Origin of the sequence: Sulfurimonas sp. (assembly GCF_026988655.1) — a bacterium.
Taxonomy (GTDB): domain Bacteria; phylum Campylobacterota; class Campylobacteria; order Campylobacterales; family Sulfurimonadaceae; genus Sulfurimonas.
In genome coordinates, this window is sequence record NZ_JALSKT010000041.1 from 22935 (window position 1) to 43671 (window position 20737).

The window sequence follows — 20737 nt, forward strand, 5'->3', positions numbered from 1 at the left end:
AAGAAGAAAACTAGAGTCAAGACGATCAACACACCAGGGAGATCGTCTATGAATGAAATAATACCCTACTAATCTTAAAAAAATATATTTATCCTCAAATAATTCCAATCACAAATAAACTACAAGTAATCTAAATATCTCTCCATAAATACTTACTATTCACACATTGTTCTAAAGTGTGAATATACTTTCAATACTAAGACAATAAATTATTAAATTTATTTAAATTTTAAGAAATTTTTAATATAAATATAGACTTAAAAATAAATTATATTTTACTTAAAGCCCTATATTCAGGGCTTTCATCGACTATTCACTTTTTATTCACAATTCTTAAAATAAAAAATTATCAAATTTAAAAGTTATTCACATATGTGTCTAACTATATAGCTAAAGATGAAAAACAAACTTTTTCAAAATCAACTTTACTTTTAATATTGTAAGTATGCCCATAAAGTTCAAACTCTAGTTCACTAGCATGTAACAATAATCTTTTAGCACCGGAGAATTCTATCCTCTCCTGTGGCGTTAAAGACTTATCTAAAAAACGAATCATCTTCTCTTCGCTTTGTCCATAAATAGGGTCACCAACTATAGGATGTTTCACGTGGAACAAATGTACCCTTATCTGATGTTGTCTTCCAGTGTGAGGAGAACACTCTATAAGACTCATATCTAACTCAGGAAAATATTTTAGCGGTTTGAAGTCTGTTTTAGAGGATTTCCCTCTTTGATCCACTTTCACAACCATACGAACAACTGCACTATCATCTTGTGCTCTCAAAATAGGCTCATCCACACACAAGTCATTTTCAAATTTTCCGTGAACGAATGCAAGATATTTTTTTTTCATTTCACGTTCTTGAAACATCATTTTGATATCTCTTTCACTTTTTTTATTTTTAGCACATAAGACTAAGCCACTTGTTTCTTGATCAATTCTATGTGCAATGTTTGCATCACGTCCAAATTGAAACTTCAGCTCATCAATCAAAGAGTAGGGTGTACGTTTTGTTTGAGGATGAATCAACACACCACTAGGTTTATCAAATACAACAAATTCTTCTTCTATAAATGTAGGCTCTAAACCTTTCGTAATTGGCTCAAAAAATATAAACTCAAACTCACCCTCAACTTCACCAGCGGTCTTGAGCATCTTCTCGCCATTTACAAGGACTCTTCCTTTTGATATGAAACGTTGGGCTTCTTTTTGCGTATACCCTAACTCGTTTATAAAATATATAAAAGCTTTCTGTCTCTTTTGTACAAACATTTTTTTTATTACAAATGGCAAATTAGAATCCTCTTTTAATCAGTTATTTATCATAAATTCTGTAAAATAACTAACTTTAATATTAGACTTCTTGCATACCCTAGATATATCTCAGAGAAGTAAAAAGTAGTGAGATAGTGCAAAATAAATTTTTATGCCTAGCCATAGCTAAGGATAAAATATTTTTTTGTGCTAGATTGCTACTTTTTACTTCTCCCTTTAGGCATTATAGAGAGAGCTTTACTCTGCGTTAGATAACCTTCACTGTAGCTACGGCTACACTGAAGAACATCTGCCTTGATTAAAACTCTCTCTAAATTGCTGAGCTATATCTAAGGTATGCAAGAAGTCTATTTCAAATTCTAGCATAAAATATAAGATATTACTCACAAGGAACCCACACAATGGTAGATAGATATTCACGAGAAGAGATGGCATCAAAATGGACTTACCAAGCAAAATATCAAGCTTGGTTAGATGTAGAAAAAGCAGTTGTAAAAGCTTGGGCTAAACTTGGAAAGATTCCACAAGAAGATGCTGATAAGATTGTTACAAACGGAGCTTTTGATATAAAAAGAATTGATGAAATTGAAGCGGTAACACGCCATGACCTTATTGCGTTTACAACATCTGTTTCTGAATCACTCGGCGAAGAGAGTAGATGGTTTCACTATGGGATGACATCTTCTGATACAATCGATACTGCAGTTGCCTTACAAATGAAAGATTCTCTTTCTTTAATCATTGAAGATGTGAAAATGATTATGGAATCTATCAAAAAACGTGCGATGGAACATAAAATGACTTTAATGGTTGGACGTTCACATGGTATACACGGTGAACCTATTACATTTGGTCTTGTACTCGCTGTTTGGTATGATGAAATGGCACGTCATTTAAAAAACCTTGAGGAGACTATGGAAGTTATCTCTGTTGGTCAAGTAAGTGGAGCAATGGGTAACTTTGCTCATGCACCGCTAGAACTTGAAGAGTACACCTGTGAAGAGCTAGGTCTTAAGCCTGCACCTGTTTCAAATCAAGTCATACAAAGAGATAGATACGCAAGACTAGCTACATCTTTAGCACTAATGGCTAGCTCTATAGAAAAATTTGCAGTACAAGTTCGTCACTGGCAACGTACAGAAGTGTATGAATGTGAAGAGTATTTTGCAAAAGGGCAAAAAGGTTCTTCTGCAATGCCACACAAACGTAACCCAATCCTTACAGAAAACATCACAGGTCTTGCAAGAATGATACGTGCTTACGCAGCTCCTGCTATGGAAAATGTTGCACTATGGCATGAGCGTGACATCTCTCACTCTTCTACTGAGCGTTTTTGGCTTCCTGATACTTTTGTAACATCAGACTTTATGTTACACCGTATGAATAACGTTATAGCAAACTTAACAGTTTATCCTGAAAATATGATGCGTAACCTCAATCTAACAGGTGGACTTGTTTTCTCTCAACGTGTTTTACTTGAACTTCCCCTTCAAGGTGTAAGCCGAGAAGATGCGTACAGAATTGTACAAAGAAATGCTATGAAAGTTTGGGAAGAGATTCAAAAAGGTAAACCAACTGTCAATGACAAAGGTGAGAGTCTTTATCTCAACCACCTCTTAGCTGATGAGGAACTTAGAAGTAAACTGAGTGAAGAACAAATTCGTGAATGTTTTAACTATGATTACTATACTAAAAATGTAGATAATATTTTTAAAAGAGTTTTTAAATAGTGAGAAAGAAGTGACTTTTTTTATACCAATAAAAGTCACTTCTTCCAATGAACAAAACAATAAACAAATATCAAAATTTAGACAATTTTTCAATTAACACTTAATAAACTTTGGATAAAATCAAAAACTTTATATCTAAATTTTCATATATATATTGGCATAATATTTATATGAAAATTTAATACTTTCAAAGCAGGAACAGATTATATGATAACAGTTATAAAAAGAAATGGACGAACAGAACCTTTAGATATATCAAAAATTCAAAAATATACTTCGGCTGCAGTAAAAGGCTTAGCAAATGTAAGTCAAAGTGAGTTAGAAGTTGATGCACAAATTCACTTTCGTGATGGCATCACATCAAAAGAGATTCAAGAAACACTTATCAAAACTGCAGTTGATAAAATAGACATAGATGCACCTAACTGGACTTTTGTAGCATCACGTCTGTTTCTTTTTAACCTTTATCATCAAGTAAATGGTTTTACAGGTTACTGCTCACTTGAAAAATATTTTGAAAAGGGTGAGAAAGAGGGACGTATACTTTTAGGTTTAAAAGAGATGTACGACCTTGAAGAACTAGAAAAGCACATAGAACCAGAACGTGACTTGCAGTTTAATTATCTTGGGATAAAAACACTTTACGATCGATATCTCATAAAAGATAGAAATTCTAATCCTATAGAATTACCACAACATATGTTTATGGCAATTGCGATGTTTTTAGCACAACGTGAAGAGAAACGTCAAGAGTGGGCAATAAAATTTTATAACATGATTAGTAAATTTGAAGTGATGTTAGCAACACCAACTCTCTCAAATGCAAGAACACCAAGACACCAGCTTAGCTCGTGTTATATTGGTTCAACACCAGATAACATTGAAGGTATATTTGATGCCTACAAAGAGATGGCAATGCTTTCAAAATTTGGTGGAGGAATTGGTTGGGATTGGACACAAGTTCGTTCAATGGGTTCTTTTATCGATGGACATAAAAATGCTGCAGGTGGAACAGTTCCCTTTTTAAAAATAACAAACGACATTGCCATAGCAGTTGATCAATTAGGTACTAGAAAAGGAGCCATAGCTGTTTATCTTGAGCCTTGGCATATTGATGTTAATGACTTCTTGGACTTGAAGAAAAACTCAGGTGAAGAGCGTCGTCGTGCTCATGATTTATTTCCTGCTATGTGGCTCAATGACCTTTTTATGCAAAGAGTTCAAGAAGATGGAATATGGACACTTTTTGATCCTTATGATGTTAGAGAACTCTCAAATACCTATGGAGAAGAGTTTAACAAACTTTATTTAGAACTAGAACAAGATGAAGGTCTTATCAAAGAAAAAATAAAAGCTAAAGATTTATGGAAAAAAATTCTGACTTCTTACTTTGAAACAGGTTCTCCTTTCCTTTGTTTTAAAGATAATGCAAACCGTGCAAACCCGAATGACCACTACGGAATTATTAGAAGTTCAAACCTTTGTACAGAGATTTTTCAAAATACACAGCCAAACCATTATAAGATCAAATTTATTTTTGAAAGTGGTGATAGTGTTAGTTATGAAGAAGAAGAGATGGTAACAGTTGATAGTGGCATAACAAAACCAGCTAAAAAAGTTACAGCACTTGATTCTCTTGGAGGTTTACCTATCTTCGTAGTGGAAAAAGAAAAAATTGATGGAGCAACTGCAGTTTGTAACCTTGCTTCTATCAACCTCTCACGTATCAACACAAAAGAGGACATAGACCGTATCGTTCCAACGGCTGTGAGATGTTTAGATAATGTTATTGACCTAAACTTTTATCCTGTTGAAAAAGTAAAACGTACTAACATGAAAAGTCGTTCTATCGGTCTTGGTGTTATGGGTGAAGCACAGATGCTCGCAGAGGCTGGAATCATGTGGGGAAGTCAAGAACACTTCGATAAGATAGATGAAGTTATGGAGTCTGTTTGTTATAACGCTATTGCGGCATCATCAGATTTAGCTCTTGAAAAAGGGGCTTATCCTGAATTTGAGGGTAGTAAATGGAGTCGTGGAATTTTCCCTCAAGACCATGCAAATGCGGAAGTTGTCAATTTAGTTGACCGTGGTGGTCTTTTCGCTTCAAAATATGAGTGGGATGAACTTCGTACACGTGTAAAAAAACAGGGAATGAGAAATGGTTACCTTATGGCAGTTGCACCAACTTCTTCTATTTCTATTCTTACTGGAACGACGCAGGCTATTGAGCCGGTATTTAAACGTAAATGGTCTGAAGAGAACTTAAGTGGGCTTATTCCGGTAGTTGTACCAAACTTATCACCTGATAATTGGAGTTATTATATTCCTGCTTATGATCTCAACCAGACTCTGCTTATAAAAGCTGCAGCTATTCGTCAAAAATGGATAGATCAAGGACAATCACTAAATATTTTTATAACACTTGATAAAGCAAGTGGTAGATATCTTAATGAAATATATATGCTTGCATGGAGACTCGGACTCAAATCAACGTATTACCTACGTTCACAATCACCTGAAGTACATAATGATGTAGAAGACAGATCTATGGAGTGTGTAGGTTGTCAATAGACCTCGATAGATTTGACAACTTCAAAGATGCCCAACTGCGTTTAGTCGAAGTTGTCTCTCCCAGTCACATCAAAGTCACTCTTGGAGTTCAAGATAAAGCAAGGGATTTTGACTGGATAAGCCTCACATTAGAGTTTACTGGCATAGTAGATGCTAGACTTCCCAAAGAAAATCAATTAGAGTTTATAGATATGAGTGATGGCGTAAGTATACTCAAAGATGATAATAAATTTGTATTTGCTATTGGGGCGTGCTATAATATATCAACCATAAAAAATTCTATATTTTATATAATATCTACAGACCTCAAATCATATGAGAGTCCATTTTAAAGGATAAACATGCGTTATAAAGTAAGTGCCCAAATACTTGGATTTGCAGATACCAAAGAAGTTGAAATACAAGAGATAGATGATTTTTTCTCACGAATGATAGATACACAAAACAATAATATTTCTTTTATCTTGGTAAATCCTTATCTTTTAAGAGAATACTCTTTTGATGTTCCAGTAGATATTAAAAATATTTTAGAGATAAAAGATGATAGTAAACTAAGTGTTCACAATGTCCTAGTTATCCAAAAGCCCTTAGAAAAATCTACTGTTAACTTTTTAGCTCCCATAATTATCAATCATGATAACAACAGACTTGCCCAAATTGTACTTGACCCAAAACAAAATCCTGATTTTGGAATGGCAGAACGTATAGAGTCCTTTAAAAAATAAACATCTAAACGCAGTGAAATGAAACTAAAGTAGCATTTCATCCTTCGTGTGTTAGTGTATAATCAAAATAAAAAAGGAGAGAGTATGCGAGTAGTATGTCCTCACTGTTTAGCAGTTAATAATGTTCCCAAAAAAGAGAGTTATAAAAAAGCAAATTGTGGTAAGTGTAAACAATCACTCTTAGATACAAAACCAATAGAATTAACACAGGCAGCTTTTGATGAAGTTATTGTCAATAGTGATATTCCTGTTATTGTAGATTTTTGGGCACCTTGGTGTGGACCATGTAAAATGATGGCACCAAACTTTGAAAAAGCAGCGAAAAAATTTCCACTCAAAGTTCTATTTGCTAAAGTAAATACTGAAAATGAACAAAATCTTGGTGCAAGATTTGGTATTAGAAGTATTCCTACTTTGATGATATTTAAAAATGGACAAGAAGTTCACCGTGTTAGTGGTGCGTTAGATGAAAATAGCTTATCACAACTTGTTTCACAATTTATCTAATATACACTTTTAAGCAGATATACCCTAGAATACACAATCTACTCTAGGGTTGTCAAATATATGAAGCATTATACTTTTACTTTAAAAAATACACACTCTTATTTGAAAGCTTCTAAAGAGGCAAAAAAACAAAAATATACTGCCCAACTTATTCAAATATTTTCATCCCTAACAAACAAAACAACTATACAAAACCTTTTAGATAAAATCGCTCATGATTTTCCTCAGGCTCAAGTTATAGGAACAACAACTGCAGGAGAGATTTCTCATGCAAAAATATACGAAAATGAAACCATAATTAGTTGTTCACTTTTTAAAACAAGCAAACTAAAAACTGCCTACATCAAAGAGATTACAAAAAAATCTGGAAAAAAACTCTCAAAAAAAATAGATACAAAAAATACAAAAGCAGCCATTGTTCTTAGTGAAGGTTTAAAAGGAAAAGATTATGAAGGTTTTATCCATGCTATACATAAACAAAACCCCGAGCTTGTTGTAGCTGGAGGACTAGCCGGAGATAATTTCAGACTCAAAAATACTTTTATATTTTTAAATCAAAAAATTTATACACAAGGGAGTGTCGCTGTATCTTTTAGTGGCAAAAAACTCTTTGCTTCAAATGAGTACAATCTAAACTGGGCACCCATAGGGAAAGAGTTTACAATAAGCTCTGTCAAAAATAATAAAATATATGAAATAGATAATAAAAATGCCCTAAAAGTCTTTAAACACTATCTTGGCAGTGAACTGTTTAAAAACAATGAAGTATCTCTTCCAGATATACAACTTCTCTATCAAGAGGGTGAAACTGTTGTTTCTAGGACACCAATGACTGTTGATAAAGATGCCATCGTTTTAGCAGCACCAATCAAAGAGGGACAAAAAGTAAAGTTTGGTTTTTCAAACGCAGCATCTGTCATCTTAGGAGCAAATGAGATAAAAAACAAACTTGCTAACAAACCTGCAGAAGCTATTTATATCTACTCTTGTATAGCGAGAAAAACACTCTTAGGAAAAAGACTTGAGCGAGAGTTTAAATATTTTGAAGATATTGCCCCAACAAGTGGTTTTTTCACCTATGGTGAGTATTACAGCACAAACAAAACAAATGCTCTTCTTAACTGTACAACAACCATTTTAGTTCTCTCTGAATCTAAACAAACAAATAAAACACACAAACAAACAATGCCAAAAAACCTTGAAAATACGACCTTTCAAGCTTTGACCCATTTTATAAAACAAACCGCAAACGAGTTAGACAAAAATACCAAACTCCTACAAGAATATAAAAATGTTGTAGATGAAAGCTCTCTTATTTCTAAAAGTGATATAAATGGAACTATCACCTATGTAAATAAAAACTTCTGTGATGTTAGTAAGTATAGTAAAGATGAGCTCATTGGTGCAAACCATAATATTATTCGTAATCCAAAGATGCCAAAGAGTACCTTTAAAAATATGTGGAAAATACTCCGTGAAAAAAAAGTTTATAAAGGAATACTCTCAAATAAAGCCAAAGATGGTTCACTCTATTATGTTGATGCAACCATCATGCCTATTCTTGATAAAGAAGGAAAAATTGAAGAGTTTATCTCTATCAGAAAAAATATCACTAAAGAGATAGAATCAAAACTACGAATAAAAGAGAAAGAAAAACTCATCAAAGCTATCTTTGATAATCAAGATAGTATCGTCATACTCGCATCTAAAGATAAAGGTATCCAAAAAGTGAATAAAAAACTTTTTGAATATCTTGAGTATAAAGACTTTGAAGACTTTAAAAAGCAACATAACTCTGTCTGCGAGCTTTTTATTCGAGAAAAGGGTTATATAAATATTATCGATAATCCCAATATTTTTGAATATGTTGCTCTAAACGCAGTAAATACTAATAAAGTCAAAATGAAAATCAAAGATGGCACTATACACACTTTTAAAATTGCTGTTAAACCCATAAATTATCAATATATTATCAATCTTTATGACATCACTGATTTTGAAGATGCACTACTAAAAGCAAATCTTTCTGAAAAAGCAAAAGCAACATTTTTAGCAAATATGTCGCATGAAATACGTACACCATTGAATGGTATCATAGGTTTTACAGATATTTTAAGAAAAAAGAAACTTGATCAAGAGTCGCAAAAATATGTTCAAATTGTTCATAACAACAGTGAAACACTCTTAAATATTGTCAATAATATTCTAGATTTTTCAAAAATTGAAGATGGAAAATTTACGCTAAATAATACAGTATGTAACTTTAAACAAAATATTCAAAATGCACTTGAAACATTTGAATCTTTAGCATATAAAAAAAATATATTTTATAATGTAAAAATTGACAAAAATATACCGACACAATTACAATGTGATATACAAAGACTCAAACAAGTAATAAACAACCTTATAAGTAATGCCATAAAGTTTACTCCAGAGAATGGAAAAATAGATGTACAAATCAAACTTCAAAATATAACAAACAATAGCGCAAAAATATATTTTTCTGTAAGTGATAATGGCATTGGTATAGCAAAAGATAAAATAAGTTCTATATTTGAATCATTTTCACAAGCTGATAATTCTATCAGTAAAAAGTATGGGGGAACAGGTTTAGGTTTAGCTATAAGTAATCAGTATATCAAACTTATGAACTCTAACATAGAAGTTCAAACACAAGAGAACAAAGGGAGTACATTTTACTTTTCACTGCAACTCCCAATAGTAAAACTTCCAAACGCAGTAGATATACAAAAAACAGTATCCAATAAATATGAAGGAAAAGTTTTAATTGTAGAAGATAATACTACAAATCAATTACTTCTAAGTCTGTTGTTAGAACAAAAAAATATATCTTGTGATATAGCTAACAATGGAAAAGAAGCGCTTGAACTTATAGAAAAAAACAAAAAGTATGCTCTTCTTTTTATGGATATCAATATGCCAATATTAGATGGAATTACAACGACAAAAATTCTACGTGAAAAAAATTATACACAGCCTATTGTTTCACTCTCTGCCAATGTTATAAAAAAAGATAAAGAAAAATTTAGAAAAGCCGGTATGGATGCAAACTTAAATAAACCCATTATTCTTAGTGAACTCGAAACTATCTTAGATACATATATGCAAGTAGATAAGCCTAATACTGCGTTTGATATTATACATCCAAAAACTATTTTTGAAAAAATGTTTATTACAGATGAAAAAATGATACACAGCCTCTTAAATACCTTCGCAACAAGTGCGACAAAAATGCTTCATGAATTACAAACGAAAGGTTTGGATGAAAAACTTATTCACACTATTAAGGGAGTTTCTGGGAATCTTCGTTTTGAACATCTATATCAATTGTCAGTGCAGGTTGAAAAAGAGTTGTCAAATATGAGTGAAAAAGAAAAACAAGAGAATGAAACCCTACTCATCTCTCATTTAACGAAGTTAATAGCTCAAGTAAAAGAGTTAAATTAACTCTCTTTGATGTATGAGCAACAGTAATCTGTTACCGAATTTATTTTGATATCAAATGAAGCATTTGCTTCAACTTCAAATGATTCTGGAACATTTAGTGTTTTCCACTCTTCACCTGGTAGCTTTATACTAACATCACCACTGAGTATCTCCATGATCTCTTTATCAGCAGTATTAAAAGTATATTCACCCTCAAGCATAATTCCTAATGATTTCACACTACCGTCTTGAAATTCCACTGTACGACTTGTTACTTTTCCATCATAGTAGATATTTGCTTCTTTTATTACTGTTACATTTTCAAATTTTGCCATATTTTAATCCTTCTTTTTTAATTTTACTCGTTGTGAATGCGTAATAGCCACTGCCATAGCATCAGAGATATCCAAAGGTTTTATCTCTTTTTTTATATTTAAAAGCCTTTTTACCATAAAAGCAACTTGTTCTTTTTGCGCTTTTGCTTTTCCAGTAAGAGCCTTTTTCACCTGCAAGGCAGTGTATTCGTGAAATTGACCAAACTCTTGAAGTAATTTTAACATAATTGCCCCACGAAATTGGGCAAGTTTTATTGTCGTTGCTGGATTATGTGCATAAAAAATATCTTCCATTGCCACCTCATCAATTGTATGTTTTTCAAAAATTCTACCTAGTCCTTCAACCATTTGTGGTATCTGAAACTGTAAATTTTCGGCTTTCATTTTGATAAGTCCAGCCTCTATTAATGCTATTTTTCCGTTTTCTAATGAAATAAGTGCATAACCCATATTTCTTGTACCCGGATCTATTCCTAGTATTGTCATTTGCGAATTATAACACAATAAAAAAAGTTATTCACATATGTGACAAGGGAGTTATTCACATATTTTTAACCCTATCTTATGGTTATTCAGTGTATTATTCACATATAATTTAAAAAATAAGGTTTTATGTGAATATAGGTCAAGAAGTTTTACAAGCGCTCAAAGATGAAATAACTGAACTCGAATATAACAGATATATCAAGTATCTCACTTACGACGCGAAAAAATCAACAAGTGACAGAGCAATATTTTATGCACCCAATGCTTTAGTGGTAAATTGGATTAAAAATAAGTACAATGATAAACTAGCACACCTTTTTGAAATTAAAAGCGGTTCAAAAGTTTCCATACTTATAACACTCAAAAACAAAGTGGAAACAAAAAAAGCGAAAAAAGTCACAGAGATCAAACAAACAAGCTCACTCTTAAATCCATCACACTCATTTGACAACTTTATGGTAGGTGGATCAAATCAATTTGCTTATGCAGCAGTGAAAAGTGTCAGTGAAAATGCAGGAAAAGTTTATAATCCTCTTTTTATTTATGGAGGTGTTGGACTTGGTAAAACACACCTTATGCAAGCTGCTGGAAATGTTTTTCAAAATGAAGGTAAAGTAGTTATCTACACCTCTGTTGAACAATTTTTAAATGATTTCATTCGTCATGTTCGTAACAAAACAATGGAACGCTTTCAAGAAAAATATCGTAAGTGTGATGTTTTACTTATTGATGATATTCAATTTTTAAGTAATAAAGAGGGGATTCAAGAAGAATTTTTCCATACTTTTGAAGCACTCAAAGGTGCTGGAAAACAGATTATACTTACAGCAGATAAACATCCTAAAAAAATAGGTGGTCTTGAAGCACGCCTGCAAAGTCGCTTTGAGTGGGGTCTTGTTGCCGATATTCAACCACCCGAACTTGAAACAAAAATAGCCATCATCAAGAAAAAATGTGAAATAAATAAAGTAAGATTAAATGAAGACATTGTAAATTACATCGCAACCGTTATAGACTCTAATGTTCGTGAAATAGAAGGAATTCTCTCAAAACTTCATGCTTATTCCCAACTTATGCATGTTGACATTGACCTTGAGTTTACAAAAAATGTTCTTAAAGATCAAATGAATGAAAATAGAGCCAATCTCACAATGGAAATCATCACAGAAGTGGTCGCAAAAGATTTAAATATCAAACCAAGTGAGATCCGTTCAAAAGGACGTAGTAAAAATATCGTTTATGCTAGACGTATATGCATCTATATTTGTCGTGAATTAACGCAAAATACAATGCCACAACTTGCACAATACTTCGGTATGAAAGACCATACAGCAATTTCACATACTATTAAAAAAATAAATAATCTTATAAAAGATGATGAAGACTTTAGAGTAAAAATCGAAGAATTGACAAACAAAATAAGTTCGAGTTCTTAGTTTCTTCTAAAAAAATTAAAAAAAAAGATATAATTGTGAAAGTGAATAGATGTGAATGAAAGCAAAAGAGTTCATCACATCAATACAAGAGCTAGTCTAGGGCATTTAAAGAATATTTTCACTTATTCACATGCACCTACTACTACTTACTAAAATTATATAAATATATAGGGATTTAAAAGATGAAAATTACGATATCAAAATCGATATTAGAAAACATACTTATTCATTCAGGACCTTTTCTAGAAAAAAAAGATACTTCACAAATTACATCGCATGTATATTTAAACGCAGCTAATGGAAACTTAACAGTTAAAGCTACTGATTATGAGATAGGTTTTTTAGTTACTACTGATACACTAACTATTCATGAAGAAGGAAGTATCACTGCTAATGGTAAAAAATTTCTTGACATAGTAAGAATACTAAAAGATGGAGAAATTAATTTAGAAGTTAAAAATGATAATCTTTTAATTTCTCAATCACATTCAAACTTTAAACTACCAACATTTTCATATAATGAGTTTCCAGAATTTCCATCATATGAAGGTAAAGCTAGAATTTCCATTGAATCACATACACTTATAGAATCATTAAAAAAAATCACACCAGCTATAGATACAAATAATCCAAAATTTGAACTCAATGGTGCCTTAATCGACATTAAAAAAGATGCTATTAATTTTGCTTCCACTGATACAAGAAGATTAGCAGTTGTTACTTTACATAATCAAAGCGAAAATGAACTATCAATTATTATCCCTAAAAAAGCAATTGTAGAAATTCAAAAACTTTTCTTTGACAATATAGAACTTTATTATGATGAAACAAATCTTATTATTCATTCACAACAATACACTTTCTTTACAAAACTTATTAATGGAAAATTTCCTGAATATTCAAGAATAATTCCAAAAGAAACAACACATAATTTAGTACTTCCTAAAGCGATGATGATTGATTCCATCAAACAAATCACTACAATCTCAACAGATGTAAAAATTACTTTTTTAAATGAGACTATATCTTTTGAATCACTTAGTGATGATAATATTGAAGCAAAAACTGAAATAACATTTCAAACAGGTTTTAGTGAACCCTTTGCTATTGCTATTAACTCCAAATATCTATTAGATTTTTTAAATTCTATTAACTCACCAGAGTTTCATATAGGTTTAAATGAAGGAAATCTTCCTTTCATTTTAAAAGATGAAAACTTCATTACAGTTGTTATGCCTATAGTCATTTAAGCAATAAATACCCATAAAAACTTCTTTTTAGCTATTTTTAGATAAAATAGCTCTAATAATGGCAATTGGAGTTATTTTATGGAACAAAATTACGGTGCAAGTAATATCAAAGTCCTTAAAGGTCTTGAGGCAGTTCGTAAACGTCCTGGTATGTATATCGGTGACACAGGACATCGTGGTCTTCATCATTTAGTTTATGAAGTTATTGACAACTCAATAGATGAGGCGATGGCTGGTTATTGTGACACAATCACAATAACACTTACAAAACGCGGTACTTGTATCGTTAGTGATAATGGTCGTGGTATTCCTACAGATATGCACCCTACAGAGGGAATGAGTGCAGCTACTGTAGTTTTAACTGTACTTCATGCTGGTGGTAAGTTTGATAAAGATACTTACAAAGTCTCTGGTGGACTTCATGGTGTTGGTGTTTCAGTTGTAAATGCATTATCATCTGACTTGCATATGACAATTTACCGTGATGGTAAAATTCATGAACAAGATTTTAAGATGGGTATTCCTCAAGAACCTCTTGCTGTCACTGGTTCTACTCGCAAAACAGGTACTACGATAGAGTTTAGTGCTGATCCTTCTATATTTACAGAAACAGTGACTTTTGAATATGATTATCTTGCTAAAAGATTTAAAGAACTTGCATACTTAAATCCATTTATTACTATAAAATTTAATGATGAGAGAACAAGTAAAAAAGAAGTCTATCATTTTGAGGGTGGAATTGCTCAATACGTCACTGATATGAATAAAAAAGAAGTTGTAGCAAATGTGTATAGCTTTAGTGGTAAAGCAGATGACATTGAATTTGATATAGCTATCATGTATAACGATTCTTATGAAGAAAAACTTGCTTCATTTGTAAATAATATCCGTACTCCAAATGGTGGAACACACGAAGCAGGTTTTCGTGCTGGACTTACCCGAGTAATTTCAAATTATAATTCTAAAAATGGTGCTGTAAAAGAAAAAGATGTAAAAATATCTGGAGATGATGTAAAAGAAGGTCTTATTGCTATCGTTTCAGCTCGTGTTCCTGAACCTCAATTTGAGGGACAAACAAAAGGAAAACTGGGAAATACTTATGTTCGCCCACTTATTCAAAAAGCAACAGGTGAAGCTCTAAGTAAATATTTCGAAGAAAATCCGATCGAAGCAAAAGCCATAGTTTCAAAAGCATTGATGGCAGCACGTGGTCGCGAGGCAGCAAAAAAAGCAAGAGAATTAACACGTAGAAAAGATTCTATGAGTGTTGGAACACTTCCAGGAAAACTTGCAGATTGTCAAAGTAAAGATGCTAGTATTTGTGAACTCTATCTTGTGGAAGGGGATTCAGCGGGTGGTTCTGCAAAAATGGGACGTGATCGTGTATTTCAAGCAATTTTACCACTCAAAGGTAAGATTTTAAATGTTGAAAAAGCACGTTTGGAAAAAATTCTCAAATCTGATGAAATTACCAATATGATTACAGCTATGGGTTGTGGAATTGGTGAAGAGTATAACGAAGAAAAATTGCGTTATCATAAAATTATCATCATGACGGATGCCGATGTTGATGGTTCCCATATACAGACCTTGCTCCTTACTTTCTTTTTTAGATATTTCCGTGATATTGTTGAAAAAGGTTATCTCTATCTTGCACAACCACCATTGTATCGTTACTCAAAAGGTAAGAAAAAAGAGATATATTTTAAAGATGACAGAGCAATGAATGATTATCTTATTGACAATGGTATTGAATCTTTAGAAGTTGATGGAATTGGTCATGATGATTTGGTAGCTTACTTTAAAATGGTTGACCATTATGCTTCTTCCCTTGAAGCCTTAGAGCGTCGTTATTCCCTTGTGAAACTTATTCGTCATTTTATAGAAAATCCAGACTTAATTGCTTTACCTGCTAAAGAAATATTCCAAGAGAGTAAAAAATATTTAGAATCTATTAACAATAATATTTTAACCTATTCAATAGATGAAGAAAATAATGAAGTTCATCTTTTTGTACAAACTGAAGGTGGAATGGAAGAGTTACTTATCAATGATGATTTGTTTGCTGCACCACATTTTAATGAAGCAAGTTTTGTTTTTAAGAAGATTCAAGAGTGGGATATAAAACTTCCAAAAGACATCATTGAAGAGTTAAATGATGTCAAAGAGTATGCTAAAAAAGGTGCTTATATTCAACGTTACAAAGGTTTAGGTGAAATGAATCCTGAACAACTTTGGGAAACAACAATGACACCTGAAAATCGTGTTCTTTTACAAATAAATATTGAAGATGCTGAAGTTGCTTCTGATGCCTTTACACTTTTTATGGGTGATGAAGTTGAACCTCGTCGTAATTATATAGAAACACACGCAAAAGATGTTAAACATTTGGATGTTTAACACTTAGTATGCTACTTCCCCAAACAAAAGAGAGAGAGTACCGTTTTAGGTTGGCACTTAGAATGGGACTTCCTATTTTTGCACTCATTATTGCATTTACTTCTCATACATTAGTTAGTAATTACAACACACTTAACACCTCTTTTTATATTGAAGCAATTGCATTGCTTTTTGTCAGTGTATATTTTATTTTATATCTTATTTATGCAGGTTTTAATGTCAAGATTACTGATGATGTGACAAAAACATTTAGTCGAGAATATCTTTATAATTATCTCAATAAAGAAATAAAAAATAAAAAAGAGTACACTTTAATACTTTTGAATATAGATAATCTTCATGACATTAACAAAATGTACGGTATTAAAAATGGAGATAAAGTCCTTAAAAAAGTAGTGGAATGGATTAACTCTTATATGAAAAATGAAGGCATAGAAAACTTTCCGCTTGGGCATATTAAAGGAGGAGATTTTATATTAGGACTTGAAGGTTCAAAAGATAAATATAGTACTATATTGGACTTGATGTGTTTAAAATCAAATGAATTAAAAGTTGATGATATAGAGATTAAGTTTTCTGGTGCGATTACTGATACGAACTACTCACAGGATCTTGATTATCTTATTGAACATCTTTTTGAATTACAAAGCAAGAAAAAAAATCTGAAAAATGAAGATATTATTAACCCAAATGAACTTGAAAAAATTGTGATAGACTCTTTGTCTAAACGCAGTTTTACTTTGATGGAGCAGGATGTTTATGAAGGAAATAAGAGTGTATTTAAAGAAGCTTTTATAAGGCTAAACGCAGCTAATGGCAAAATAATTCATCCAAAATCATATAGAAAAGTCTTAAATAAACTCTCTTTAGGAGTGGATTTTGATTTAATGGTTATTGAAGAAATTATTACAAAGTATGCGGACAAACAGCGCTATGCAATTAATATATTTCCTACATCTTTGAGAAACGATAAATTTTTAACGAAATTAAAAGAGTTACTAAAAGAATATAACAATTCTAAAATAATACTTATCTTATCAGAAATGGAATATTACAGTTTTATAAAAAGATATAACAGTATTATAGATTCATTACGAAAGATGGATGTTTGGATTGCTATAGATAGATTAGGTTCTATTCATACAAGCTTTTTATATCTTCGTGAACTTGAGATTGATATAGTTCGTTTTGATACCTATTATTCAAATGATAAAAAATTACAAAAAAACTTGAGTATTATTGAGGGATTTCAAACTATGGCACAAGAAAAAGGTGTAAAGACCTGGATGAAAAATATTGAAAACAAAGAAAGCCTTGCTATGGCTCAAAAGATAGGTATTAATTATATTCAGGGTAAAGTTTTATCAAATTTAGAACTTGAGAGATAATTTTTTAGCCATATAATTGCCTCTTGTTTATCTTTAAACTCCTCTCTCATTTGTGCTTCATATGCTGCGTTTAAAATAATTCCAAACTCTTTGGAAGCCTTTAAACCCTCTGCTTGTAAGTCTCTGCCAAGTATTAGTGGTTTCGCTTTTTGATTATAAATGTGTAAAGCTTTTGCTGTTTTGGATATTTTATGAATCAAATCATTTTTTTTATTGTGATGCAATGCTTTTAGATATCTAAGATAGAGAGAAATATTTACTTTACAAGCAAGTTTATACAAGGTGTAATTATTATAATTTTCTAAGGATAACTGCGTTTGAGTGAGTAGTAAAACACTTTTAATCAACTCTTTGTCATTTGTTATTTTACTAAGAAAGCTTTGTGTCTGTGAATAAGTAAATTTTGAACTTAGAAGAGAAAAGAAGATGATAAGATTTGTTTTTTCATCTTTGCTTGATTGTTTACTATATACATCTAAGCTTTGTAGTATTAAATTGTACTTTTCATCACTCAAATTCTTAAACTCTTGAAAAAATATAAAACCATCAATCTCTTTTAAAAGTCTGAAACCTAAAGAAGGTTTAGGAGATTTTAAAAGTATTTTTTTTATTTCATCAAAAATTCGTTCACGTGGGAGTTGAAGAAGTACATTGTCATGCATCATCATTTTGCACTTTTGAAAAAGTAGTGCATCAAGATGTAGATTAAAACGAGAAGCAAACATGATAGCCCGTAAAACACGAAGAGGATCCTCATCAAATTTTTTCAGGTCTACAGCTCTTAAGAGATGGTTTTTCAAATCTTCTAAACCAGAAAAAGGATCTAGAAGTTCTTTTTTTTGTACATCATAACCCATAGCATTTATGGTAAAATCTCGCCTAGAAGAAGCATCTCTAAAGTTAAGTGAAGTATCTATACTCACCTCAAAGCCTTGATGTCCTTGTGCAATTTTATTGTCTTTTCTTGGGAGTGAAAAATCAAGATCAAGAGTATGAAATATAAGCTTACAAATACCAAAATTTTTCCCCACACTGTTAACTTTTGCAAATTTTGCTAAAATCTTTTCAACTTCTTGTAGTGAATTAATACCATACAGTTCTATATCAATGTCAGCAGAAGGGATATTGAGCAAAGCATCACGAACAAATCCCCCAACTATGATAGGTTTTATCCCTTTTTTATGTAGCTCATCAAAGATAATATCAAGTACTTTGGGATATTGAAGCATTTAGGTTTCCTACACAAAAAAATATTTATTGACAAGTATAACACTAATTTTACGAGGATGTAATATTTATTTAGGTATAATCGCGAAAATTTTCCAAATAAAGGAAACCCTTATGCAAAAAATAAGAAATATTGCCGTTATCGCTCACGTTGACCACGGTAAAACTACACTAGTTGATGGACTACTAGAACAATCTGGTACATTCACTGCACATGAACAACACGATGAAAGAGCTATGGATAGTAATGACATAGAAAAAGAGCGTGGTATCACAATTCTTTCTAAAAATACAGCTATTCGTTATAAAGATTACAAGATTAACATTATTGATACTCCGGGCCATGCCGATTTTGGTGGTGAAGTTGAACGTGTTCTTAAAATGGTTGATGGTGTTTTAGTTCTTGTTGATGCGTATGAGGGTGTAATGCCTCAAACAAAATTTGTTGTAAAGAAAATGTTAGCACTTGGTAAAATGCCAATTGTTGTAATCAATAAAATTGACAAACCTTCTGCTGAGCCAGATCGTGTTGTTGATGAGATGTTTGACCTTTTTGCAGACATGGATGCAACAGATGAACAACAAGATTTTCCAGTTATCTATGCAGCTGCACGTGATGGTATAGCTAAAACAGATATGGCTGACCCTGATGGTAACTTTGAGTGTATTTTTGAAGCAATTATCAACGAAGTTCCACAGCCAGAAGGTTCTCCTGAAAACCCACTTCAAGCACAAGTATTTACACTTGATTATGACAACTATGTTGGTAAAATCGGTATTAGCCGTATCTTTAATGGTACTGTAAATAAGGGTGATAACATTATGCTTGCAAAAGCTGATGGTGAAATGGTTAAAGGGAAAATTTCTAAACTTATCGGTTTTCATGGTCTCAATCGTATGGAGATTGATCAAGCAGAAGCTGGTGATATTGTAGCATTTGCTGGAATGGAAACTGTTGATGTTGGAGATACTGTTTGTGATCCAACTAATCCTGTTGCACTTGATCCTATGCATGTTGAAGAGCCAACTTTGACAGTTGTATTTGCTGTAAATGATTCTCCTTTGGCTGGAAAAGAGGGGAAACATGTTACTTCAAACAAACTACGCGAACGTTTAGAATTTGAGATGAATACAAATGTTGCAATGCGTCTTGAAGTTGTTGGTGAGGGTAAATTTAAAGTTTCAGGTCGTGGTGAACTTCAAATTACTGTTCTTGCAGAAAATATGCGTCGTGAAGATTTTGAGTTTAGTATTTCTCGTCCAGAAGTTATTACAAAAGAGATTAATGGTGTGAAATGTGAACCATTTGAGCATTTAGTGATTGATGTTCCTGAAGATTTATCTGGTGGTGTTATTGAAAGACTTGGTAAACGTAAAGCTGAAATGAAGTCAATGTTACCAATGGGTCAAGGTTTCCAAAGAATCGAGTTTGAAATTCCTGCTCGTGCATTAATTGGTTTCCGTGGACAATTTTTAACAGATACAAAAGGAGAGGGTGTTATGAACCACTCTTTCTTAGAGTTCCGTCCATATAGTGGAAATGTTGAATCAAGAAGTTATGGTGCACTTATCTCTATGACAAATGGTTCTACTTTAGCATTTTCACTTTTTGGTATTCAAGATCGTGGAACACTTTTCATCGGTGTTCAAACAGAAGTATATGAGGGTATGATTATTGGTGAGCATTCTCGTCAAAATGACCTTGTTGTTAATCCTATCAAAGGAAAAGCACAGTCAAATGTACGTTCAAGTGGAGCTGATGAAGCTATTAAACTTGTTCCATACAGAGATATGTCACTAGAGCGTGCTTTAGAGTGGATTGAAGATGATGAACTTCTTGAAGTTACTCCTAAAAGTATTCGTATTCGTAAAAAATTTCTTACAGAAAACGAAAGAAAACGTAACTCACGTAAGTAAAACTTACATTTTGGGCTTTTGCCCAAAATTTTTCTT

Annotated in this window: 15 protein-coding genes; 11 read left to right on the forward strand and 4 right to left on the reverse strand. The window is 32.2% G+C overall.

The features are described 5' to 3' along the window. Positions 1-382 precede the first annotated feature (382 nt). A complete protein-coding gene (locus MV052_RS03785; protein ID WP_297441136.1) occupies positions 383-1294 on the reverse strand; it encodes an RNA pseudouridine synthase in 912 nt (303 codons plus the stop codon). A gap of 383 nt (positions 1295-1677) precedes the next feature. On the opposite strand from MV052_RS03785, the gene purB reads away from it, so the two are divergent. From purB to MV052_RS03815, 6 genes are all read left to right on the forward strand, one after another. Beyond that, positions 1678-3006, forward strand: coding sequence for an adenylosuccinate lyase (purB, locus tag MV052_RS03790; RefSeq protein ID WP_297441138.1), 1329 nt, complete (start codon positions 1678-1680; stop codon positions 3004-3006). Between the two features lie 207 nt (positions 3007-3213). Then, positions 3214-5580: a ribonucleoside-diphosphate reductase subunit alpha gene (locus MV052_RS03795; RefSeq protein WP_297441140.1), complete on the forward strand. Its 2367-nt coding sequence runs from the start codon at positions 3214-3216 to the stop codon at positions 5578-5580. Beyond that, the gene (locus tag MV052_RS03800; protein ID WP_297441142.1) at positions 5571-5912 is read left to right on the forward strand and encodes a hypothetical protein; all 342 of its coding nucleotides are present in this window, start codon (positions 5571-5573) and stop codon (positions 5910-5912) included. The genes MV052_RS03795 and MV052_RS03800 overlap by 10 nt, the downstream gene beginning before the upstream one ends. Positions 5913-5921: 9 nt before the next feature. Next, a complete protein-coding gene (gene fliW, locus MV052_RS03805) occupies positions 5922-6305 on the forward strand; it encodes a flagellar assembly protein FliW (protein WP_297441145.1) in 384 nt (127 codons plus the stop codon). A gap of 84 nt (positions 6306-6389) precedes the next feature. Then, positions 6390-6812, forward strand: a complete 423-nt coding sequence (gene trxC, locus MV052_RS03810; protein ID WP_297441147.1) for a thioredoxin TrxC — start codon at positions 6390-6392, stop codon at positions 6810-6812. Positions 6813-6872: 60 nt separating this feature from the next. Further along, a complete protein-coding gene (locus MV052_RS03815; protein WP_297441148.1) occupies positions 6873-10283 on the forward strand; it encodes an FIST N-terminal domain-containing protein in 3411 nt (1136 codons plus the stop codon). On the opposite strand, the gene MV052_RS03820 is transcribed toward MV052_RS03815, so the two are convergent. Then, positions 10280-10597: a pyrimidine/purine nucleoside phosphorylase gene (locus MV052_RS03820; protein WP_297441149.1), complete on the reverse strand. Its 318-nt coding sequence runs from the start codon at positions 10595-10597 to the stop codon at positions 10280-10282. The two genes, MV052_RS03815 and MV052_RS03820, sit on opposite strands and share 4 nt — an antisense overlap. 3 nt (positions 10598-10600) lie before the next feature. Continuing rightward, positions 10601-11083 (reverse strand): crossover junction endodeoxyribonuclease RuvC, encoded by a 483-nt coding sequence (gene ruvC / locus MV052_RS03825; RefSeq protein WP_297441150.1) that lies wholly within the window; start codon positions 11081-11083, stop codon positions 10601-10603. Between the two features lie 128 nt (positions 11084-11211). On the opposite strand from ruvC, the gene dnaA reads away from it, so the two are divergent. From dnaA to MV052_RS03845, 4 genes are all read left to right on the forward strand, one after another. Then, positions 11212-12519, forward strand: coding sequence for a chromosomal replication initiator protein DnaA (gene dnaA, locus MV052_RS03830; RefSeq protein WP_297441151.1), 1308 nt, complete (start codon positions 11212-11214; stop codon positions 12517-12519). 182 nt (positions 12520-12701) lie between these two features. Next, positions 12702-13769: a DNA polymerase III subunit beta gene (gene dnaN / locus MV052_RS03835; RefSeq protein WP_297441152.1), complete on the forward strand. Its 1068-nt coding sequence runs from the start codon at positions 12702-12704 to the stop codon at positions 13767-13769. A gap of 78 nt (positions 13770-13847) precedes the next feature. Then, the gene (gene gyrB / locus MV052_RS03840; RefSeq protein ID WP_297441153.1) at positions 13848-16169 is read left to right on the forward strand and encodes a DNA topoisomerase (ATP-hydrolyzing) subunit B; all 2322 of its coding nucleotides are present in this window, start codon (positions 13848-13850) and stop codon (positions 16167-16169) included. Between the two features lie 8 nt (positions 16170-16177). After that, the gene (locus tag MV052_RS03845; protein WP_297441154.1) at positions 16178-17557 is read left to right on the forward strand and encodes an EAL domain-containing protein; all 1380 of its coding nucleotides are present in this window, start codon (positions 16178-16180) and stop codon (positions 17555-17557) included. Here the strand turns inward: MV052_RS03845 and MV052_RS03850 are convergent. Next, a complete protein-coding gene (locus tag MV052_RS03850) occupies positions 17518-18786 on the reverse strand; it encodes a CCA tRNA nucleotidyltransferase (protein ID WP_297441155.1) in 1269 nt (422 codons plus the stop codon). The genes MV052_RS03845 and MV052_RS03850 overlap by 40 nt on opposite strands. Positions 18787-18898: 112 nt before the next feature. On the opposite strand from MV052_RS03850, the gene typA reads away from it, so the two are divergent. Further along, positions 18899-20701 (forward strand): translational GTPase TypA, encoded by a 1803-nt coding sequence (gene typA / locus MV052_RS03855; protein ID WP_297441156.1) that lies wholly within the window; start codon positions 18899-18901, stop codon positions 20699-20701. Positions 20702-20737 lie beyond the last annotated feature (36 nt).